This is a genomic window from Hymenobacter terricola (assembly GCF_017921975.2).
In the GTDB taxonomy this organism is placed as follows: Bacteria; Bacteroidota; Bacteroidia; order Cytophagales; family Hymenobacteraceae; genus Hymenobacter; species Hymenobacter terricola.
Genome location: NZ_JAGEMO020000018.1, coordinates 36,645 through 59,056 on the forward strand (window position 1 = coordinate 36,645; position 22,412 = coordinate 59,056).

Annotated in this window: 11 protein-coding genes; 7 read left to right on the forward strand and 4 right to left on the reverse strand. The window is 63.6% G+C overall.

Translation table 11 applies throughout. The annotated features are described in order from the left end of the window. Positions 1-12 precede the first annotated feature (12 nt). Complete coding sequence (locus J4G38_RS14345) at positions 13-3,156, reverse strand: SusC/RagA family TonB-linked outer membrane protein (protein WP_210518505.1); 3,144 nt, start codon at positions 3,154-3,156, stop codon at positions 13-15. A gap of 299 nt (positions 3,157-3,455) precedes the next feature. Here J4G38_RS14345 and J4G38_RS14350 point away from each other — a divergent pair, with 299 nt between their 5' ends. The 5 genes from J4G38_RS14350 to proC all read left to right on the forward strand — a co-directional run bounded on the left by J4G38_RS14350 (position 3,456) and on the right by proC (position 12,335). Beyond that, positions 3,456-6,656, forward strand: coding sequence for a SusC/RagA family TonB-linked outer membrane protein (locus tag J4G38_RS14350; RefSeq protein WP_210518507.1), 3,201 nt, complete (start codon positions 3,456-3,458; stop codon positions 6,654-6,656). An 89-nt stretch (positions 6,657-6,745) separates the two neighbouring features. After that, complete coding sequence (locus tag J4G38_RS14355; protein WP_210518509.1) at positions 6,746-8,044, forward strand: RagB/SusD family nutrient uptake outer membrane protein; 1,299 nt, start codon at positions 6,746-6,748, stop codon at positions 8,042-8,044. 96 nt (positions 8,045-8,140) lie between these two features. After that, positions 8,141-10,036: a glucosamine-6-phosphate deaminase gene (nagB, locus tag J4G38_RS14360; RefSeq protein ID WP_210518511.1), complete on the forward strand. Its 1,896-nt coding sequence runs from the start codon at positions 8,141-8,143 to the stop codon at positions 10,034-10,036. Between the two features lie 160 nt (positions 10,037-10,196). After that, on the forward strand, positions 10,197-11,378 hold the full coding sequence (locus J4G38_RS14365; protein ID WP_210518513.1) for an acyltransferase family protein: 1,182 nt from the start codon (positions 10,197-10,199) through the stop codon (positions 11,376-11,378). A 156-nt stretch (positions 11,379-11,534) separates the two neighbouring features. Continuing rightward, positions 11,535-12,335, forward strand: a complete 801-nt coding sequence (gene proC, locus J4G38_RS14370) for a pyrroline-5-carboxylate reductase (protein WP_210518515.1) — start codon at positions 11,535-11,537, stop codon at positions 12,333-12,335. Between the two features lie 40 nt (positions 12,336-12,375). Here the strand turns inward: proC and J4G38_RS14375 are convergent, their stop codons facing one another. From J4G38_RS14375 to J4G38_RS14385, 3 genes are all read right to left on the reverse strand, one after another. Continuing rightward, the gene (locus J4G38_RS14375; protein ID WP_210518517.1) at positions 12,376-14,001 is read right to left on the reverse strand and encodes a 3-(methylthio)propionyl-CoA ligase; all 1,626 of its coding nucleotides are present in this window, start codon (positions 13,999-14,001) and stop codon (positions 12,376-12,378) included. 82 nt (positions 14,002-14,083) lie between these two features. Further along, positions 14,084-14,461 carry a GxxExxY protein gene (locus J4G38_RS14380; protein WP_210518519.1) on the reverse strand — a complete coding sequence of 126 codons (378 nt, stop codon included), beginning with the start codon at positions 14,459-14,461 and terminating at the stop codon, positions 14,084-14,086. 78 nt (positions 14,462-14,539) lie between these two features. Then, a complete protein-coding gene (locus J4G38_RS14385) occupies positions 14,540-17,677 on the reverse strand; it encodes a glycoside hydrolase family 3 N-terminal domain-containing protein (RefSeq protein WP_210518521.1) in 3,138 nt (1,045 codons plus the stop codon). 1,263 nt (positions 17,678-18,940) lie between these two features. Here J4G38_RS14385 and J4G38_RS14390 point away from each other — a divergent pair. Continuing rightward, complete coding sequence (locus J4G38_RS14390; RefSeq protein WP_210518523.1) at positions 18,941-19,495, forward strand: T9SS type A sorting domain-containing protein; 555 nt, start codon at positions 18,941-18,943, stop codon at positions 19,493-19,495. A 318-nt stretch (positions 19,496-19,813) separates the two neighbouring features. Continuing rightward, on the forward strand, positions 19,814-22,381 hold the full coding sequence (locus J4G38_RS14395) for a T9SS type A sorting domain-containing protein (RefSeq protein ID WP_210518525.1): 2,568 nt from the start codon (positions 19,814-19,816) through the stop codon (positions 22,379-22,381). The last annotated feature ends 31 nt before the right edge of the window (positions 22,382-22,412 follow it).

A 22,412-nucleotide genomic window follows, 5' to 3' on the forward strand; every position in this document is an offset into this window, starting at 1 on the left:
CCAGCACATCGGTTAGAAATTGACCCGCACGGCCATGTCCACGCCGCGGGTGGCGGGCACGTTGCCGTAGTCGAAGCCGTTGGAGCCGCCGCCGCGCACGCCCGCGCCGGCTGCGGCCGTTTCGGGGTCGGCACCGCTGTACTTGGTCAGCAGTATTAGGTTGCGGCCGGTCACGCTCAGCTCCACGCCTTTGATGAACTTGGTGGGACTCAGCAGGCTGGCGGGCAGGGCGTAGCTGAGGGTGGCGTAGCGCAGGCGGGCCCACGAGCCATCTTCGATGAAGGCGGTGCCCACCCGGCCCAGAATGCTGGTGTAGTAGGCCTGGGTCAGCTCCACGGGGCGGGTATTGGCCGCGTACACGGTGTTGCCGCTGGCGTCCTTGGTGGCCACCACGCCGTCGAACACGACTTGCTTGTAGCGGTCCACGGTGCGCGGCGAGGTGCCCACGCCGGTCTGGTACCAGTCGTTGCCGTTAATCACCTTGCCGCCCACCCGGAAATCAAACAGCGCGGCCAGCGACAGGCCTTTGTAGGTGAAGGTGTTGGTGAGCTGGGTGGTGAAGCGCGGGGCGCGGTCGCCGGCGTAGGTCAGGTTGGTGTTCACGCTGGGGTAGCCTGTTTTGGCGTCAACAATGACCTGGCCGTAAGCGGGGCTGGCGGGGTCGGTCACGCGCACAAAATCGGTGGCCCCCACGCCCGTGATGGGCCGGCCCGGAAAGGCGCCGCCCTCGTGCACGTCGGTGATGAAGGCATCGGACTGAAACACCACCGTGAGCGGGTAGGGCAGCTCTTCGACGCGGTTGGTGTTGTGGTAAAAGTTGGCAATAATGTCCCAGCTGAAGTCCTTGCCGCGCACGGGCGAGCCGGTGAGCGAAACTTCCTGGCCTTCGTTGGTCACCACGCCGCCGTTGATGTATTGGAGGATGAAACCGGCGGCCTGGCTCACGCGGGGCGCGATAATCTGGTCCGAAGTGCGCGAGTAATAGTAGTTGAAATCCAGGCCCAGCCGGTTTTTGAGAAACTGGAGGTTGGCCCCGGCTTCGTAGGTGCGGGTGCGCTCGGGCTTTAGGTTGGGATTCGAGCCGAAGAAGTCGTTGCGGAAGCCGCCGCCGATGTAGGTATTCTGGGCCAGCGCGGCCTGAATGCGGTAGGGCTGCGTATCCTTGCCCACCTCGGCCACCGAGGCGCGCACCTTGCCATAGTTCAGGATGTTGCTCTGGTCGAGACCCAGGGCTTTGGTGAACTCATAGCCGATGCCGGCCGAGCCGTAGAGGAAGCCCTTGCCGTAAATCTTGTTCTGGTCGGGCCGCGGCAGGGTCGAGGACCGGTCGTAGCGGCCCTGCAATTCCACAAATACCTGGTTGAACGCGCTGATGCTCAGGCGGGCGAAGTTGCCGATGAGGTGGCGCTTGGTATCGCGCTGCAAGGCGCTGCGGTTCACGGTATTATTCAGCCCCACAAAGCCGGGGTTCTGGAAAATCAGCCCGATGTAGTCCACGGCCTGGTCCTTGTTTTCCTCAATGGTGCTGCCCAAAATGAACGTACCGCCGAAGTTGGGGCCGAAATCCTTGGTGAACGTGGCCAGCGTGGAGGCCGTAATCAGGCGGAACTGGTCCACGGTTTCGGCCAGGCCGCCGTTCTGGTTGCCCACCTGCGAGGTGCCCACGGCCCGCACCGAGGTATTGCGCGAGGTGTACAAATCGGTGCCAATGTTGTGGCTCAAGGTCAGCCATTTGGCCACCTTGAAACTCAGCTGGATGTTGCCGATGAAGCGGTTGGTGCGGTCGGTCTGCGGGTTTTTCTCGACGGTGAAATAGGGGTTGTCGGCGTCGGCATCGGTGCCGTTGCCCAGGGCCAGCAGGCGGCGGCGGGTGCCGTCGGGGTTGAGGTAGTTGCGGGCGTCGTCGTTGCGCGGCCAGTCCAGCAAGCTCAGCAGGTAGCCGCCCGACGACCCGAACAGGCCCGGCCCCTGAATAGGCCGCTCGCCACCCGAAGTCAGGTACTGGGCTGAACCACTGACGCTGAGTTTGGGCGAGATTTCGGCCGTGCCCGACAGGCGCACCGTGGTTTTGTCGTACTTGCTCTGGGGCGTCACGCCGCTCTGCTGCAGGTTGGAAGCCGAGACGAAGAACGTGGCCTTGTCCGAGCCGCCCGACATGTTCAGGAAGTTCTGGTAGGTGTAGCCCTTGCGGTAGAAGTTGGCCAGGTTGTCGTACACCGGCTGTCCCGGCGCAAAGCGCGGCCCGAACGAAACCCGCGTGGTGCCATCAAACAAGCCGTTGGAACCCTGGCCGTACTGGTCCTGCATCTTGGGCAGACGGTTCACTTCATCCACCGATACCTGGCTGCGCACGTTGAGCGTGGTGCGCCCGGCCGTGCCTTTTTTGGTGGTAATCACCACCGCGCCACCGGCGGCACGCAGGCCGTAGAGGGCGGCGGCGGCCGGCCCTTTCAGCACCGTGATGCTGGCAATGTCCTCGGGGTTGAGGTCGCCGGCGCGGTTGGCCGAGCCCACCGAGCGGCCCAGCAGGCCGTTGAACTGCGAGCCCGCACCCGGCGCGGCGCTCTCCGAAAACGAGCCGTTGTCCATTATCATCCCGTCGATGACGAACAGCGGCTGGTTGTCGCCATCGAGCGAAGTGCCGCCCCGGATAACGATGGCCGCGCCTTCGCCCGGCGCCCCGCCCGAGGACGTGATGTTCACGCCGGCCACCTTGCCTTGCAGCGCGTTCACGAGGTTGGTCTGGCGCGAATCGATGATGTCCTTGCTCTTCACTTCCTGCACCGAGGTCACGAGCGTGCGCTTGTCCTGGGCAATGTTGTAAGCCGTCACCACCACTTCATCGAGGCCGGTGGTGCTTTCTTTCAGGGCCACATCCACGGCGCCGGCGGCGTCCACCGTGCGCTCCTGCGAGGTGTAGCCAATGAAGCTGAACACGATGACGGCTCCCGGCGCGGCCGATACCGAATAGCGGCCGTCGGCGCCGGTGGTGCTGCCGGTGGTGGTGCCCTTCACCAGCACGGTCACGCCGGGCAGCGGGCTTTGGTCGGTGCCGGAAGTCACGATGCCGGTGACTGAGCGGGAAGTTTGGGCCCAGCCGGGAGAGGCCAGCAGCACGCCCAGCAAGAGCAGGAATAGCCAGTAGGTTTTTTTCATGGGAACAGGAATTAGTGGGAAATCGAATAGGAATCGGTGAAATTAGCCCCGCAGATGCCCAGCACGGCGCGGGCCAGCTTCGGCCGGGAGCATCAGGGGCTGAAGGAATTAAAACAGTGCAGCAGCATATGCCCTATGCAGAAAAAGGAAGAAGAAGGCTTCAAATGTGCGAAATATTCAGTTAATACTCATGAAAGGTCGACTTTAAGAAAATGGCTATTTTTCCGGGAAAGCACAATTACATAAAGTTTTTCTGATATTAGTGGTATGCCTTTTATCCCCACCAAACCCACTTCACTATGCGAAACTCTTACAAATCAGGCAATCTGCTCCACCGTTGGGTCGGACTGCTGCTGTGCTTGTTGTTGGCGGTGCCGGCGGCGGCCCAGTCTCCGCAGCGCTACACCCTGAAGGGCCGCGTGACCGATGCCGGCGGCCACGAGCTGCCCGGCGCTACCGTGCTGCTCAACGGCACGGCGTTCGGGGCGGCCACCGGGGCCGACGGTGCCTACGCGCTGTCCACCACCGTGGCCCCCGGCGCCTACACGCTCACCGTGTCGCTGATTGGCTACGCGGCCGTGTCGCGGCCCCTGACCCTGGGCGCCGATGAAACCGTGACCACCGACGTGGCCCTGACCGAAGCCCGCCAGAAGCTGGACGAAGTGGTGGTGGTGGGCTCCACCATCAGCGCGCCCAAGCGGGAGCTGGGCAACGCCATCAGCACGGTGCGGGCCGAGGATTTGGCCCAGAGCGGCTCGGGTGGGCTGCTGAATTCCCTGCAGGGCAAGGTGCCCGGCGCCCAGATTACCCAGAACTCGGGCGACCCGGCCGGCTCGCTCTCGGTGCGGCTGCGCGGCGTGCACTCGCTGAGCGGCTCGTCGGACCCGCTGTATGTGATTGACGGCGTGATTGTGAGCAACGCCAGCACCAACGTCTCGCAGCTGGCCCTGAGCAACGACATCGGCGTGGCCAATGCCGGCCAGAACCGCCTGGCCGACCTGAACCCGAACGACATCGCCAGCATCAACATCATCAACGGGGCGGCGGCGGCGGCCCAGTACGGCTCGCGGGCGGCCAACGGCGTGGTGCTCATCACCACCAAACGCGGGCAGAACGGGACGCCCCGCGTGTCGGTGTCCACCAGCTTCAACATCAACGAGCTGCGCAAATCGGTGCCGGTGAATACGTACGGCAAGCAGTTTGGCTTTGCCGGGCTGCGGCTTTATACCATCGGGGGCATTTCGGCGGCCCAGATTGCGGCCAACCCCGGCACGACTACCACCAACATTACCCGCGCCGGCGCGACGACGGCGCTGGCATCGAACCTGGTGGACGTGCCGCGCTACAACTACTTCGACCAGATTTTCCGGACCGGCAACGGCACCGACGACGGGGCCTCCATCGCGGGCGGCTCGGAGAACACGCAATACTACGTGTCGGCCAACTACCTCCGGAATCAGGGCATCATCAAGGGCACCGATTTCACGCGCTACAATCTGCGGGCGCGGGTCGACCAGCGCCTGGCCAGGTGGGCCAAGGTGTCGGCGGGGCTGAGCTACATCAACAGCTTTTCGAACGAGAAAGCCAACGGCAACGTGTTCTACAGCCCGATTAACTCGGTGAACATCACCAACAACATCTACGACATCACCCAGCGCGACGCCGCCGGCAACCTGCTGGCCGTGGAGCCCACCCGCGTAAACCCGCTCTCAACCATCGAGGACATGAAATTTACGCAGAGTGTGAACCGCACCGTGAGCGACGTGCAGGTGAACCTGACGCCGTTCAAGGGCTTTTCGGTGGATTACGTGCTGGGCGTGGATGCGTATTCGCAGGTGGGCCTGAGCTACATCCGGCCCTACCCCTACCAGGCCACGGCCGGCCTGCCCGCCGCCCGCTACCCCGGCGGCTTCGCGGCCAACGGCAACAACGCCGTGCTCCAGCTGAACTCCGACGTGAACCTGGGCTACGAGGTTAATTTCAATGATAACCTGAAGCTAGGCCTGCGGGCCGGCTACAGCTACCAGTACAGCCAGCAGGACTACACCACCACGCAGGGGCAAAATCTGGCGCCGTTCATCACCACGGTGTCGGGGGCGAGCAGCACCACCGTGGTGTCGGCGGCCAACGTCGACCGCTTCGATTTGAGCGGCTACTACGGGCAGGCCACCATCGGCTACCGCAACCTGGCGTTTCTGACGGGCGCGGTGCGGCGCGACCGGTCCTCAAAGTTTTCCAGCACCGAAACCAACCAGGTGTACCCCAAAATCAGCGGCTCGCTGGTGGTGTCGGACCTGGCGTTCTGGCAGAACAGTGCCTACGCCAACGCCTTCAACAGCCTCAAGCTGCGGGCCAGCTACGGCGAGGCCGGCAACCTGACGGGCATCAATTCCTACGAACGGTTCTACCCATTCCTGCCGGTGGGCTTCCTGGGCAAAAACACCATCGTGCCCGGCACCCAGCTGGCCAACCCCGCCGTAAAGCCTGAGCGCATGGCCGAGCTGGAATGGGGCGCCGACTTTGGCTTCCTGCGCGACCGCCTGACGCTGGGCGCGACCTTCTACTACCAGAAAATTAACGACCTGGTGGTGCGCCGCAACCTGGCCCCGAGCACCGGCGGCTCGGCCATTGTGAACAACGTGGGCACGATGGAAAACCGGGGCCTGGAACTGTCGCTGAGCGCCACGCCCCTGAAAACGGCCGACTTTACCTGGGACATCTCGGTCATTTTCAGCCGCAACCGCAACAAGGTATTGAGCCTGCCCGGCTCGAATGGCGCCATCCAGGCCATTTCGGTGGATAACGCGGCCGGCGCGCCGGTGTACCTGCTGGAGGGCCAGCCGGCGGGCGTGTTCTACGGCTCGGGCTACGCCCGCAACCCCGACGGCTCGCTGCTGCTCACCTCCCAGGGCTTCCCGCAGGACGAGCGCACGGTGGGCCAGGCCGTGGGCTCGGCCAGCTTCACACCGGCCCGCAGCGGCGACGGCCAGCCCAGCTACGGCACCGGCTCCACCATCGCCAACATCATCATCGGCAACCCCAACCCGAAGTGGACGGGCTCCTTCAACACCACGCTCAGCTACAAGAAACTATCCCTGCACTTCCTGCTCGATGCCGTGCAGGGCAACAGCGTGTTCAACGCCGACAAGCGCACCCGCCAGGGCGTGGGCCTCGGCGATTTGGCCGAGCAGGAATTGCGCGGCCAGCTGCCGCGCGGCTACATTTTCGCCATCTACAACACCCAGGAATTCCGGGTTGACGACGGCTCCTACGTGAAGCTGCGCGAAGTGGCGTTGAACTACACGCTGCCCACGTTCACCAAGTTCATCAGCGCGCTGAACCTGACGCTGGTGGGCCGCAACCTGCATTCGTGGGACAAATACAACGGCTTCGACCCCGAAACCAGCGCCGGCGGCTCGTCGGACCTGCTGCGCGCCATCGACTTCGGCAACGTGCCCATTCCGCGCACCTATCAGGTCAAGCTCTCGGCCACGTTTTGAGTGTAGCGCGGACTTTGTAGTCCGCGTGTGAGCCGTTCCGATGCGGACTACAAAGTCCGCGCTACCCTCCACTTCCAGCAATCATCATCATGAAGAAAATATTCACCCTCGCCGCCCTGCTGTCGATTCTGACGCTGGGCAGCTGCAACAAGGACTACCTGAACCCCAGCACCGCCAGCCAGGACCAGGTCGTCACCTCCTCCGACGGCCTCATCACGCTCTGCAACGGCCTGCAATACCGCTACAGCGCGGGCGGCCTGCTCAGCGTGCTCTATAATACGGTGGCGGCCGGCGGGCTCAGCACCCGCGAGCTCACGATACTCAACGTGGGCAATATCGAGGAATACAACGTCAGCCTCGGGGCCGGCAACCTCACCAACAGCAACGGCGTGGTGCGCAACCTCTGGACCCAGGCCCAGCTGGTGCGGGCCAATGCCGACCTGATATTGGCCAACGTGGGCAACGCCCCGGAAGCTGGCACCCGCAGCGGCATCGTGGCTTATGCCAGCATTTTCCGGGCGCTGGCGCTGGGCACGCTGGCGCAGTATTTCGAGCAGATTCCGCTGGTGACCCAGGAAAACGCGGCATTTTCTGACCGCGTAACGGTGCTGCGCAATGCCGTGGCCCAGCTCGAAGCCGCTGCTACCCTGCTGGCCGCCACGCCCGTTTCGGCCGATTTCACCGCCAAAATCGTTCCCGGCCTCGACCTGCCCAACACGCTGCAGGCCCTCATCGCCCGCTACAGCCTCGAGGCCGGCGACTACGACAAAGCTCTGGCCGCCGCCGGCCGCGTGGACCTCACCAAACGCTCCCTGTTCAACTTCGACGACAACACCCGCAACCCGCTCTTCGAGACTTCTTTCGGCAACAAAAACGTGTTTGAGCCCACCAACGCCAGCCTGGGCCTCACCGGCGCCCTCACGCCCGACCCCGCCGACCAACGCATTCTCTTCCTCATTCGCAGCAACCCCCTGCCCACCCAGAACCTGGGCACCGGCTTCTACACGGCCAACAACGCGCCCATTCCGGTGTACGTGCCGGGCGAAATGCTCTTGATTCGGGCCGAAGCCTACGCCCGCAAAAACGACCTGCCCAATGCCGTAATTGAGCTGAACCGCGTGCGCACCAAAGTGGCCACCGCTGTCGACCCTCTCGGCGCAGCCCTGCCCGCCTACGCCGGCCCCGTAACCGCCGCCGGTATCCTGACGGAAATCCTGCGCAACCGCTATATTGAGCTGGCTTTTCAAGGCTTCCGGCTCGATGACAGCCGCCGTTTCGGCCGCCCCGCGCCGGGCACCACCGGCGCCGAGCGCAACCGCAATTTCTTCCCCTACCCCCGCGTGGAGCGCGAAAACAATGCCGCTACGCCGGCCGACCCGGTGATTTAGCAGCTTCCCGCTCCCGAAGCCGGCACGTTCTGGGGCTGGGAGTGTGGTTCCCCCAGCCGCGCCGGTACATTTGACTACCCAAAACATCCTCTCCCCATGCCCCTCGCCGCCACCGTTTATTCCGATTCCGAAGTAGCCTCCGCCGCCGTAGCGGCCCAGATGGCCGACCTCATCCGCACCCGCGCTGCCGAGGGGCGCAGCTGCGTGCTGGGACTGGCCACCGGCTCGTCGCCCACCCGCGTGTACGAGGAGTTGGTGCGCCTGCACCGCGAGGATGGCCTGAGCTTCCAAAACGTCATCAGCTTCAATCTGGACGAATATTACCCGATGGCACCCGACTCGCTGCAGAGCTACGTGCGCTTCATGCGGGAGTATTTGTTCGACCATGTCGACATCAAGCCCGAGAACGTGCACATTCCCGACGGCACCGTGCCCACGGCGCAGGTGGCCGCGTTTTGCCAGCGCTATGAGGAGGATATTCAGGCGGCCGGGGGCATCGATTTGCAGCTGCTGGGCATTGGGCGCACCGGGCACATTGGGTTCAACGAGCCCGGCTCCGGCCCGGCCTCCCGCACCCGCATGATTACCCTGGACCACGTCACGCGCACCGATGCGGCTTCGGACTTTTACGGCGAGGAAAACGTGCCGCGCCGGGCCCTGACCATGGGCGTGGGCACCATCCTCGAAGCCCGCCAGATTGTGCTGCTGGCCTGGGGCGAAGGCAAGGCCGCCGTGGTGAAGCGCATGGTGGAGGGCGAGGTAACCGACACCGTGCCCGCCACTTACCTGCAGCGCCACCCCGCCGTGCAGGTGGTGCTGGACGAAGCCGCCGGAGCCGAGCTCACCCCGCGCAAAACGCCCTGGCTGCTGGGCCTGCCCTGCAACTGGCACGACGACGCGCTGGTGCGAAAAGCCATTACCTGGCTAGCCCGCACCGTCACGAAACCCATTCTCAAGCTCACCGAGGAAGACTACAACGAAAACGGCCTCTCGGAGCTGCTGGCCCAGTCCGGCCCGGCCTACGACATCAACATCCGCGTGTTCAACGAGCTGCAGCACACCATCACCGGCTGGCCCGGCGGCAAGCCCAACGCCGACGACGCCTACCGTCCCGAGCGCGCTGGCCCCTTTCCCAAGCGCGTGCTCATCTTCAGCCCGCACCCCGACGACGACGTGATTTCGATGGGCGGCACCCTGCTCCGGCTCGTGGACCAAGGGCACGAAGTGCACGTCGCTTACCAGACGTCGGGCAACATCGCGGTGTTCGATGACGAGGCCATCCGCTTCGCCGATTTCGTGGCCGATTACGACCACACCTTCCGCCTGCCCACCAACGCGCCCACCGAAAACCTGTACCACCGCGTGGCCGATTTCCTCAAAAGCAAGCAGCCCGGCCAGGTCGATTCCGAGGAAGTGCAGGAGATAAAGGGCCTCATCCGGCGCGGCGAGGCCAAGAGTGCCTGCCGCCTGGCCGGCATTCCCGACGCCAATGTGCACTTCCTCAACCTGCCCTTTTACGAAACCGGCCGGGTGCGCAAAAAGCCCCTTGGCGACGAGGACATCCGCCTCACCATGGAGCTGCTGAACCGGATTCAGCCCCAGCAGATTTACGCTGCCGGTGACCTGAGCGACCCGCACGGCACCCACCGCGTATGCCTGGCGGCTATTTTCGAATCCATTCACCGCCTGCAAGCCTCCGGCACGCCGTGGCTCGACGACTGCTGGGTGTGGCTCTACCGCGGCGCCTGGCAGGAATGGGACGTCGACCAGATTGAGATGGCCGTGCCGCTCTCGCCGCAGGAGCTCACGCGCAAGCGCCGCGCCATCTTCAAGCACCAAAGCCAGAAAGACCGGCCCCTCTTCCCCGGCGCCGACCAGCGCGAGTTCTGGCAGCGCGCCGAGGCCCGCAACCGCACCACCGCCAAGCTGTATGATGAGCTGGGCCTGCCGGAATATGAAGGCATTGAGGCCTTTGTGCGGTGGGAGTTTTGAGTTAACAGAACGAACCCCAAAGAACGTCATGCGGAGCGCAGCGAAGTATCTCGCGTGCCGCCATTATTCCTTTTCTTGCGATTGAATTACTTCCGCACGCAAGATGCTTCGACTGCGCTCCGCGTGACGTTCTTTGACTAAATCCCTCCCCACCCGCGCCATGAACACCACCACCCAAGCTGCCCAGGAAACCACCGGCACCACGCCGCTGGTTGAGGCCTCCCAGCCCGGCCGCCTCATCAGCCTCGACGTGTTTCGGGGCCTCACCGTGATGGCCATGATTCTGGTGAACAACCCCGGCGACTGGGGCCACATCTACCCGCCGCTGGAGCACGCCGAATGGAACGGCTGCACGCCCACGGACCTCATTTTCCCGTTTTTCCTATTCATCGTGGGCGTGAGTTTAGTGTATGCGCTGGACGGCCCCAAACGCCAGGGCGGGCCGCAGGGCGCGGTGTTGCTGCGCGTGCTGCGGCGGGCGGCCGTGCTGTTCGGCCTGGGCCTGCTGCTGTCGCTGTACCCAAAATTTGACTTCTCGGCGGTGCGCATCATGGGCGTGTTGCAGCGCATTGCACTGGTATTTCTGGGGTGCAGCGTCATCTTCCTGAAAACCAGCTGGCGGACCCAGCTGTGGCTGATTATCGGCTTCCTCCTTGGCTACGCGGTGCTGTTGCAGCTGGTGCCCGTGCCCGGCTTTGGTCCCGCCAACCTGGAGCCCACCACCAACCTCGGCGCCTGGCTCGACCGCTCGGTATTCGGCGAGGCCCACCTCTGGAAAACCAGCAAAACCTGGGACCCCGAAGGCCTGCTCGGCACCCTGCCGGCCCTGGCCACCGGCCTGCTGGGCGGCCTCACCGCCCAGTGGCTGCGCCGCAAGGACCGCGAACCAGCCGCCAAAGTGGCCTGGCTGTTCGTGGCCGGCGGGGCCATTATTCTGCTGGGCCTCATCTGGGCGCCGTGGTTTCCCATCAATAAAGCCCTGTGGAGCAGCTCTTATGTGCTTTATACCGGCGGGCTGGCCATGGCGGGGCTGGCCGCGCTGTACTGGATTTGCGATGTGCAGGGCTACCGCGCCTGGACGCGCCCGGCGCTGATTTACGGTGTCAACGCCATTCTGGTGTTCTGCCTGTCGGCGCTGCTTTCGCGCACGTTCGGGCTGTTCAAGCTGGCGTTGCCGGGGGGCAAAATCGGGGGTTTCAAGGAGTGGCTGTACGAATGGGGAATTGCCCCGCACTTTGCCGACCCGCGCAACGCCTCGCTGGTGGGGGCCGCGCTGCTGATTCTCATTTGGCTGGGCATTCTCAGCTGGATGTATAAAAAGGGCGTGGTGCTGAAGGTGTGAGGAGAAGCAATTTCAGTAGAATTGGCCGTCATGCAGAGCGCAGCGCAGCATCTTTCCCGCAATGGTAATCCAATCGACAGGATTTAGTTAAGCGGTAAAGATGCTGCGCTGCGCTCTGCATGACGTTCTTGCGGTACTAAGCAAGTATTCGCAACAATGAAAATCCTCATCATCGGCGGCGGCAACATGGGCCTGACCTACGCCCGCAGCTTCGTGCGCGCCCACATCACCTCGCGGCTCGATTTGCGCCTGCTGGCCCGCTCGCCCGAGCGGGTGCCGGCCCTGGCGGCGCATGAAATCGGCACGGTGTGGGGCTCGCCGGCCGAGTGCGTGCCGGGCGCCAGCATCATCATCCTGGCCGTGAAGCCGCAGGACTCACCGGCCCTTTTCGATACGCTGCGCGGGTTGATTCAGCCCGACCAGCTCATTCTCAGCATCATGGCCGGCGTGCGGATTGAAACGCTGCGTACGGCCCTGGGCGCGCCCAAAGTCATTCGGGCCATGCCCAACCTGCCCGCCCAAATCGGCATGGGCATGACGGCCTTCACCAGCACCGACGCCGTGACCCGCGCCGAGCTGGTGCAGGTCCAAAACCTGCTCTCGACCACCGGCAAAACGGTGTACGTGGAGGAAGAATCAGCCATCGACGCCAGCACGGCCATTTCCGGCAGCGGCCCGGCCTACGTGTACTACTGCATGGATGCCCTGATGGCGGCGGCCACCCAAATGGGTTTCAGCGGCGCCGAAGCCGAGCTGCTGGTGAGCCAGACCTTCCGCGGCGCCGTGGAGCTATACTCCCAATCGGGCCTGAGCTGCGCCGACTGGATTGCCAAAGTGGCCTCCAAAGGCGGCACCACCGAAGCGGCTTTGCAGGCGTTTGGCGCGGGCGCGGTGCGCGAGGGCCTGATGGCCGGGGCGGGCGCGGCGCGGGATAGGGCCGAGGAATTGGGAAAGTAGTAAATACGCCAGATGAGCATGACGTTCTTTTAGCCCATAATTACGCCACCGAATAGCCCGCAAAATCCTTGCGAAGCTGCGTTTTGAGCAGCTTGCCCGTGGCGGTGTGCGGCAGCGAGTCCACGAATTCAACGGCGTCGGGCTCGCAGAACTTGGCCACGCGGCCCCGGAAGAAATTGAGCAGCTCATCGGCCGATAACTCCATGCCGGGACGGCGCACCACGATGAGCAGGGGCCGCTCGCTCCACCGGTCGCTGTGCACGCCGATGACGGCGGCCTCGGCCACGGCGGGATGCGCCACGGCCAGGTTTTCGAGGTCGATGCTGGAAATCCACTCGCCGCCGGACTTGATGACGTCCTTCGAGCGGTCGGTGATTTGCATGAAGCCGTCGGGGTCGATGGTGGCCACGTCGCCGGTGCGGAACCAGCCGTCGGACGTGAGTTCACCGGGGGTGCCGCTGCGGAAATAGTCGGCCACCACCCAGGGGCCGCGCACCAGCAGGTCGCCGAAGGCCACGCCGTCGTGGGGCAGCTCGTGGCCGTCGTCGCCCACTATTTTCATATCGACCCCGAAAACCACGCGGCCCTGCTTGGCCAGCACGGCGGCTTTCTCGGTGGAGCTCAGGTCCAATTGAGTGGCTTTGAGGCGGCTGCCGGTGCCCAGGGGACTGGTTTCGGTCATGCCCCAGGCGTGGGTGATGGTCACGTTCAGCTCTTCCACGAAGGCCTTCATCAGGGCCGGCGGGCAGGAGGCGCCGCCCACCACCGTGCGCCGCAGCGTGGTGAACTGGCGCTGGCCTTCGCGCATGAATTGCAGCAGCGCCAGCCAGATGGTGGGCACGCCCGCCGAGAAGGTAACATTCTCGCTCTCAAACAGCTCATATAGGCTCGCACTGTCCATGCCCGCGCCCGGCAGCACTAGTTTCGAGCCGTTGAGCGGGGCGGCGTAGGGCAGGCCCCAGGCGTTGACGTGGAACATGGGCACCACGGGCATAATCACATCCAGCGCCGAGCAGCCGAGCGAATCGGGCAGCGAAATGCCGTAGGCGTGCAGCACCGTGGAGCGGTGCGAATAGAGCACGCCCTTGGGCTGGTCGGTGGTGCCGGAGGTGTAGCAGAGCGAGCAGGCCGTGTTTTCGTCGAAAGTGGGCCACTCGTAGTCGCCGGTTTCGGCGGCCAGCAGGTCCTCGTAGCTGCACAGGCCGGGCAGGGCCGACTGCGCGGGCAGGTGCTCGCGGCCGGCCATCAGCACCCATTTTTCCACGGTGGGGCACACGGCAGCGAGGCGTTCCACCAGCGGCAGAAAGGTCAAATCGAAGAACAGGAACCGGTCCTCGGCGTGGTTGATGATGTAGACGAGCTGCTCGGGAAACAGGCGCGGGTTGATGGTGTGGCACACCGCGCCGATGCCGGCCACACCGTAGTACAGCTCAAAATGGCGGTGGGTGTTCCAGGCCAGGGTGCCCACCCGGTCGCCGTTTTCAGTGCTGAGTTTCAGGAGGGCCTGGGCCAGCTGCTTGCTGCGGCGGTTAGCGGCGGCGTAGGTGTAGCGGTGAATGCCGCCCTCGGGCAGCCGCGACACAATTTCGGTATCCGAATGCCACTTGGCGGCGTGCTCGATAATTGTGGCCACGCGCAGCGGCTCGGCCATCATCAGTCCTAACATAGGGGGTGGGGTGGGATTTGGTGGAGTAGGATTTCACGCAGTGTCGCGGAGTGTTTAAGCGCAGTGTCCCGCAGTGTTGTTCTTACAGGCCGTTCACGAGGCGGTGCATGTGTTCTTTGAGGCTGTCCACATTGAAATTAATGAGCTGGCCCAGCTTCAACTCTGAAAGCTTCAGGTAAGTCAGCAATTGCTTGTAATGAACCGGAAGCAATACTTCAACCGACTTTAATTCGACAATAACTCTTTTTTCGATGAGCAAATCCAGTCGGTAGCCTGCGTCCAGGCGTTGGCCACCGTACACGAAAGGCAACGCAACCTGTCGCTCAACCCGTAGCCCTACCTGCTCGAGCTCATAGGCCAATGCGAGCTCATATACCGCCTCCAGCAGCCCCGGCCCCAATGCCGTGTGGACCTTATATGCCGCACGTCGAACCTCAAAAGAAATGGCATTCTCATCCATCTGGCAAGTATAAACCATTCAACAGAAAAACACTGCGGGACACTGCGATAAACACCCCGTGACACTGCGTGAAATTCGCTACCGCGCCGCCTCAATCGCCAGCTGCAGCAGCGACGAGCGCACACTCAGCTCCGTCAGCTTATTATTCCGGCGCGTGGGGTGCACGCGGTTAGTCAGCAGCACCACCACCAAATCCTTTTCCGGCTCTACCCAGAAGTAGGTGCCCGTGAAGCCGGTGTGGCCGTAGCTGCTTTGCGAGGCACTTTTGGCCGAGTTCACGGTGGGGTTGGCGGCGGGGCGGTCGAAGGCCAGGGCGCGGCGGTTGTCGGGGCAGAACTGGCAGCGGGTCCAGTCGGCGAGGATGGTTTTGTCGAAGAGCTGCTGGCCGCCGTAGCGCCCGCCCCAGGCGTAGGTCTGGGCGAGCTTGGCCACGTCGTTGGCATCGCCGAAAAGGCCGGCGTGGCCCGAGAGGCCGCCGAGCAGCGCCGCGCCTTCGTCGTGCACCGTGCCGTGCAGCAGCTGCCGCCGGAAAGCCGAATCAACTTCCGTGGGCACGATGCGGCTGAGCGGAAAGCGGTTGGTGGGCCGGAATCCCAGCGTGGTAGCGCCCAGCGGCCGGTACACTTCGCGCTGCAAAAAGGCATCGAGCGGCTGCCCGGTGCGGGCCTTCACCAACTCCGGATAGAGGATAAACGACAGGTCGGAATACACGTAGCCCGGCTTGGCGTTCAGCGGCGAGGCTCCGATTTCCTGGTAGATGCGGGCCGGTAAATCCTTGCGCGCCCACAGCCCGGCCGCGGCCGGCAGCGGGAATCTCGCCGACGAATCGGCCCGGAAATAGCGGCGGCGCAGGTCGCCGTTCTTTTTCGTCAGCTCCTTCCAGAACGGAATCCAGGCTTGCAGGCGGGCTTGGTGGGCCAGCACGTCGCGCATTTTCAAATCGGCTTTGTTGGTGCCGCGCAGGAAGGGAAAATAGTTGCCCAACGTGCTGTCGGGGCTGAATTTGTGGGCGGCTTCCAGCTTGAGCAGCGCGGGCGTGGCGGCCAGCAGCTTGGTCATGGAGGCCAGGTCGTAGAGGTCGTCGTTGCGCACCGGGCGGGGGATGGTGGGGAGAAAGGTAGAGGGAAGCAGGGAAATTGCTTTCGGCTTTCTACCCGCTTTTGCCGGCTTCTCCTTCTTCCCCCCTGCCAGCTCTCCCTCGCTCCCAAAGCCCGCATACGTCTGGTTGCCATAGCTTTTGCGGAGGACCACGGTGCCGCGCCGGGCAATGACGACCTGCGCCCCCGGAAACGCCTGGGCCGCCAGCGCCCGGCCCACTAGGCTGTCGACGCGGGCTTCGAGGCGGGGGTCCATGCCTTCGTCTTCAGGGTTGGCGTAGCGCAGGCGGAAGCTGCCGGCGGTGCGCAGGCCGAAGCCGCGCGGGTACTTGTCGCTCACCGTAACGGGCAGGCGGCCGGTGGCCGCGATGCCGCCAAAAATGGCCTGGGCCGCCAGGCTTTGGGCATTCGGGCTTTCCTGGTAGGCCAGCACCACGGCGGCGGCGCGGTCAAGGTCGCGCACCTTGGCCACGGCGTAAGCCGAGCCGAACACGCTGAGCACCAGCGTTTGCTTCTGGGTCACGAGCTCGCGCAGCAGCAGGTTGGTTTCCGGTGTGATGCCGAAGCTGGTGGCCGGCAGCCGGCCCAGGCTTTGCAGCGACACCAGAATGAGGTTGTAGGGTTTGAGGACGTTGCGCAGCTGGGCCAACTCATCGAGCGTGGGCGTGGCCGAGGCACGGAAATGGGCCGTGGGCGAGTAGTCGGCCACGGCTTTCTGGAAGTCGGTGGTGTCGGCGCTGGTGCTGCCCAGCACCAGCGTGGCAATGCGCAGGGTGTCGAGGCGCTGGAGCGGCAGCAGGCTTTTCTGGTTGCGCAGCAGCGTGATGCTCAACTCGGTGAGGCGGTGGCTGAGGTACTGGGCGTGCGGCGGGTTGAGGTCTTCGTAGAGGTTCTGGAGGTCGATGGGGCGGTAGTGGTTCAGGCCGGCCCACTGCTTGAGGGCCAGCACGCGGCGGCAGTGCTGGTCGATGTCTCTTTGCGAAATCCGGCCGCTGTCCACCGCGATACGCACCATTTGGAGCGCCAGCGGAATGTTCTTGCTGAACTCCAGAATGTCGTTGCCGGCCATGATGGCGCGCACGTCGGCCTCGCCGGGCGGAAACATGCTGATGACGCCCTTCATGTTCATGGCATCCGTGAAAATCAGGCCTTTAAAACCCATCTGCTCGCGCAGCAGGCCCGTGATTATGGGCCGCGACAGCGTGCTGGGGCCGGGTATCGTGTCCAGCGCGGGCACGTTGAGGTGGGCCACCATCATGCCGCCCAGGCCGCCCGCAATCAGGCTGCGGAAGGGCGGCAGCTCCAGCGAATCGAGCCGGCGGCGGTCGACGCGCACAGTGGGCAGGGCCAGGTGCGAGTCGGCGTCCACGTCGCCGTGGCCGGGGAAATGCTTGGCCACAGCCAGAATGCCGGCGTCCTGCATGCCGCGCATGTACTGGCGGCCGTCGCGGGCTACGGCGGCCGGGTTTTCGCCCCAGCTGCGGAAGCCGATGACGGGGTTGGCGGCGTTGTTATTCACATCGACCACCGGCGCGAAATTGACGTGCATGCCCAAACGCCGGAACTGCCGGGCCACCTCCTGGCCCATGTCATACAGCAGCGCGGTGTCGGTTTCGCCGCCCAGGCTCATCTGGTAGGGGAATTTCACCACGCTATCCAGGCGCATGCCCACGCCCCATTCGCCGTCCAGGGCCACCAGCAGCGGCACTTTGCTCTGGCTTTGGTAGCGGTTCAGCAGGCGCGCCTGCCGGCCGGGGCCGCCCTGGAAAAATATCAGCCCACCAATGCCGTACTGCTGAATGAGAGTCGAAATGGAGTCCTCGTCGATGCGCTTGCGGTTGGAATACGCGGCCACCATGAACAGCTGCGCCGCCCGCTGGTCGGGCGTGAGCACGCGCATCAGGCTATCGACCCAGGGCGAATGCAGGTATTGGGTGAAGGCCGGCGTGCCAACGGCCGGCTTTTTTTGCTGGAGCGCGGCCCGAGCGTTGGCCCGGCGGGCGGCTTCGACGCGGGGCAGCGTGGGCCGGCGCACGGGGCCCACCGGGCGGCGCTGGGCCGAGGCCGACAAAGAAGCTGCCAGCAACGACAGCAACAGGAAAATGCGGAGAAACGACAAGGGCGGGAAGCTATAGTTTATGCGAAAGTAGCGCCGCCGGCCCCTTTCCTGTTCCGGCCGAGCGCCGCCGCTGCTCGGCTCACTTACAAGTGCTCCACAGCTTAATACGGCCCACGCCGGCTATTCGCGCATCGGCCGGCCGTGGGGGCAGGCAATGGCATCCTGCAAGGAAAACAACCGCGAATCCGACAAAAAATTACGGTCCGGCTTTCCAGCCTCCTTCGCCATTCCAACTCACGCCGGACAGCTCAGGTAAAAAATAATTACACAATTTTTATATATTTTTTTGTTTTAATACAAAAACCTGACAATCAATAGATTGTGTTTAAATATCGCAGTACTTATTCATGCCTGCCAACTCATCCCCTATTGCAGGCTAGGATTTAGAATCTATATTGCTATGGCTTTACTTAGTTTGAATTGAATTATTTCACACTTACCAACTGCATTTATTTGATAACGTGCATGCAGGCGAAAGCACGCACAGCTGACAATCGTTCTCGCGCCATGCTTTCCAGCCTACCATTCTCATTAAAAAGCTTATTCACAAACCTTTTTTTTTCTCTCATGAAAAACTTTTTACTCTTTGCAGCTGCGAACCACGGCCAGCGTAAATCCATTTTTATCTGCGCGTTAAGCTTGTTAATTATCCCATTCTGCACCAAAGCTCAAACCCTTTCCAAAACTCAAACCTTTGATGGTGTATACACTGGCCCAGCTAAAGAAAGCGAGCTGGGTTTTACAAAGGTTGCAAGTGCGGCTTATTTCAACAATTCTACTACCAATGCTGCCGCCGGCAATTTTGAAACTTATGGAGTGAAAAATACTGGCAACAGTTCTCCTGGCACTGTTGCCTCAATAGCTTTCGACGCCCAGATTTTCCAAAAAGGGTCTGTTAACAACATGCTGACTTTTCAAGTCGGGAGCCTTGGATACAACTCCCCTAACCCGGCATACACTGATGGCTTTGGAAACGGCAGTTCCATCGTGGTAAGCCTGACTTTAACGAATGCCAGGACGGCAGCTGTAGCCACCGCTACTGTCACGATAAACCCAACAGCTCCTAGAAACGGGCCTCTATTCGTTGCAGGCAATACTTCCGGTTCCCCTGTAAATGCTACCATAACCGGTGCAAACGCGCAAACCGTCACCGCCAGTGCTGGTACTATATCAGGTGTTAACATTACCCTTCCTAACTTCACTGACAGAACCGCCGTAGCCACTACAATAACCCTTACCACTTCGAGCAGGAATATTCTTGTCTTGGACAACGTCACAATTTCTTCGGGCTCGCCCCTCCCCGTCGAGCTCACCCGTTTCGATGCCGCTGCCAAAGGCGCGGGCGTGAACCTGACCTGGGCCACGGCCACGGAGAAGAGCAACGACCATTTCGACGTGCAGCGTAGCGCCACCGGTGGGGTATTCCAAACCATTGGCAGCGTGCAGGGCCAGGGCAATACCACCAACGCCCACGAGTATGCCTTTGTGGATAGCCGCCCGCTGGCGGGCCTGTCCTACTACCGCCTGCGCCAGGTTGATACCGATGGCACCAGCGCGTATTCGCCCGTGGCCACGGTGCAGACGAAGCTCGGCGGCGAAGTTGCCGCGTACCCCAATCCCAGCGCCGGCACCGTGACCCTGCCCGCCAGCACCGGCCCCGTGCGCTACCGCGTATTCAACGCCCTGGGCCAAACCCTGCTGAGCGGCCAGGCCGCCGGCGAGGCCCAACTCGACGTGAGCAAGCTCACCAAGGGCACCTTCTACCTGGAGCTAACCACCGAAGCCGGGCACACGACCCAGCGCCTGATGCGCGAATAGCCCCGCCCCCGCACTCCCACCGAACGAGGCATCAGCCCGGCACCCTTTGGGGATGCCGGGCTGATGCGTTTTTGGCGGGAGTGAAGCCGGATTGGCAAGGCCCGGCCCGTACGATTTACCGGGCTTGCCTCCGATTGTGCGGCAGTCTTACGGGCTGAAATCCAAGGCATCAGGCCCGATTCGGAACCCGGCACCATGCGGCCGAATAATATTGATTGCCGCCCCCTTAAACTACAGGGCGTGGGCCGGGTCTGCTTTGCGCCCGTTGCGCCGGCCGGAAATCCGTGCCGCTCGCTCATTTTTCATCCCACGCTTTTCATGAATACACTCCTACGTTCGCGGGTGCTGGCGGTCCGCTGGTACCCAACTATTGTCTTGCTGTGCCTGCTGGCCATGGGCCGGCCGGGCCAGGCACTGGCTCAGGTGAGCCCCGGCACCCTGAGCCCGGCCACCAGCACGGTGTGCGCGGGCTTCAACTCGGGCGTGCTCACGCTGAGCGGCAACACCAACCCGGTCGTAAAATTTCAGGCCGATTTCGGCAGTGGATTTGTGGACATCGCGAGCAGCGCCGCCCAGACTTACACCTTTGCCAACCTGACCCAGACCACCAGCTACCGCGCCGTGACGCAAGGCAGCTCCGGCGCTGCCACGTCCAACGTGGCCGTTGTAACTGTGAATCAGCCGCCCACGGCCACCATCAACTCGCAGGGGCCCACTACGTTTTGCCAGCGGGGCACCATCTTCCTGGTAGCCGGGCCCAGCGGCACAGGCTATTCGTACCAGTTTCTCCTAAATGGCCGCGACATTGCCGGGGCCACCGCCCAGACCTACACCGCCAACGTGACGGCCGCCGGCAACTACTCCGTGCGCGTGACCGATGCCTTCGGCTGCTCGTCGGTTTCAGCCCTGGTGCAGGTGCGCGTGAATGCCAATAACGTGCTGGCTCTGAGTGCCGGCGGGCCCACCACCTTCTGCCAGGGCGGCTCGGTGCAGCTTTCGGCCAACATTACCGGGGGCGGCACCAGCAGCTACACCTACCAATACCAGCTGAATGGCAACCAGATTCCGGGCGCCACCAGCGCTACGTACACGGCCACGGCCAGTGGCACCTACTCGGTGGTGGCCTACAATCCATCCACCTGCTCGTCGACCTCCAACGACATTGTGGTGACGGTGAATCCGGTAACAACGGTGACGCTCTCCTACCCCGCACCCAGCTACTGCCAGAGTGGCCCCAGCAGCCCCACGGCCACGGTTTCGCTCACGGGTGGTACGTTCTTTACCTCCACCGGCCTAAGCCTGAACACCGGCACCGGCGCCATCAACCTGGCCCAAAGCCAGCCCGGCACCTACATTGTGGGCTACACCAGCGCCGGCACCTGCCCGGCCAGCGCGGCCACCAGCGTCACCATCACGGCGGCGCCCACGGCGGGTTTTAGCTACGTGGGCGGCAGCCGGTGCGCGGGCAGCGCCGGCGCCTTCGCTCCCACCGCCGCCACGGGCGCCACGGCCGGCAGCTACACCGCCACCCCCACCGGCCTGAGCCTAAATGCCAGCACGGGCGCCATCAACCTGGCACAGAGCCAGGCGGGTACGTACACCGTCACCAACACCATTGCAGCCGCCAATGGCTGCGCGGCTACTTCGGCCACCACAGCGGTGGTGCTCACGGCTCAGCCGGTGGCGGTGCTGGCGGCTGGTGGCCCCACCACATTTTGCCAGGGCGGCAGCGTGGTGCTCACGGCCGGCGGCGGGGCCACCGGCGCCACGTATCAGTTTTTAAATACCGGCCAGGCCATCAGCGGGGCTACTTTGGCCACTTATACGGCCACGGCGGGCGGCAGCTACAGCGTGGTTGTGACCAACGCCAGCGGCTGCGCCAGTACCTCGCCCGCCACCACCGTCATCGTGAGCCCGGCCACCACGGCCACCTTCACCTACCCGGCCGCCAGCTTCTGCCGCAGCAGTGCGCTGCTCACCACGCCCACCATCACGGGCACGGCGGGCGGCACGTTTGCAGCCCCCACCGGTCTGGCTATCAGCGCCAGTACCGGGGCCATTACGCCCAATGCCAGCACGGCCGGCACCTACGTCGTCTCCTACACCGTAGCCGGCTCCTGCCCGAGCAGCAGCACGGCCAGCATTACCATCACGGCGCCGGCCACAGCCACTTTCAGCTACGCCAACGCGGCCTTTTGCGCCACGGGCACGGCACCCGCGAGCCTGGCGGCCGGCAGCACGGCCGGCACCTTCGCCTCCACTAGTGGTCTGGTATTGAATGCCAGCACCGGCGCTATCAACCTGGGCACGTCCACGGCCGGCACCTACCCCGTCACCAATACCGTGGCCGCCAGCGGGGGCTGCGCCGCCACGGTGGCCACGGCCACCGTCACCGTGAGTCCGCTGCCCGCCCAACCCGTGCTCACGTTCCTGAACGGCGTACTGAGCACGGGCGCTGTGGCCGGGGCGAGCTACCAGTTCTACCTGAACGGCAGCGCCATTGCCGGGGCCACGGGAGCCACCTTCGCCGTTGCCCAAAACGGCAGCTACACGGTGGTGGTAACCGGAGCCAATGGCTGCGCCTCCCTGCCCTCGGCGGCGCTGGCTGTGGTGGTCACGGCTACCCACGCCAGCCAGGCTGCTTTTGAGCTGACGGCCTACCCCAACCCCACCCTCGACGGCCGCCTCACCGTGGCGATGAGCGGGGCGCACCCGGTGACGCAGCTGACCGTTTTCAACGCCCTGGGCCAGCAGATGCTGACCGCGACAGTACCAGCCGCCGCCACTTCCCGCGAGTTGGATTTAAGCGGGGTAGCGACTGGCATCTACATGCTGCGCGCCACCACAGCCAGCGGTACTGTGACGCAGCGTATTGTTCGGCAGTAATACTAAAATGCTTACATGCTCAAAAAAAGAC

What these genes read in the sequence shown, in the direction of transcription:
- J4G38_RS14345 (WP_210518505.1), bottom strand. Translation starts at nt 3,156, where the DNA reads ATGAAAAAAACCTACTGGCTATTCCTGCTCTTGCTGGGCGTGCTGCTG.
- J4G38_RS14350 (WP_210518507.1), top strand. Translation starts at nt 3,456, where the DNA reads ATGCGAAACTCTTACAAATCAGGCAATCTGCTCCACCGTTGGGTCGGA.
- J4G38_RS14355 (WP_210518509.1), top strand. Translation starts at nt 6,746, where the DNA reads ATGAAGAAAATATTCACCCTCGCCGCCCTGCTGTCGATTCTGACGCTG.
- nagB (WP_210518511.1), top strand. Translation starts at nt 8,141, where the DNA reads ATGCCCCTCGCCGCCACCGTTTATTCCGATTCCGAAGTAGCCTCCGCC.
- J4G38_RS14365 (WP_210518513.1), top strand. Translation starts at nt 10,197, where the DNA reads ATGAACACCACCACCCAAGCTGCCCAGGAAACCACCGGCACCACGCCG.
- proC (WP_210518515.1), top strand. Translation starts at nt 11,535, where the DNA reads ATGAAAATCCTCATCATCGGCGGCGGCAACATGGGCCTGACCTACGCC.
- J4G38_RS14375 (WP_210518517.1), bottom strand. Translation starts at nt 14,001, where the DNA reads ATGTTAGGACTGATGATGGCCGAGCCGCTGCGCGTGGCCACAATTATC.
- J4G38_RS14380 (WP_210518519.1), bottom strand. Translation starts at nt 14,461, where the DNA reads ATGGATGAGAATGCCATTTCTTTTGAGGTTCGACGTGCGGCATATAAG.
- J4G38_RS14395 (WP_210518525.1), top strand. Translation starts at nt 19,814, where the DNA reads ATGAATACACTCCTACGTTCGCGGGTGCTGGCGGTCCGCTGGTACCCA.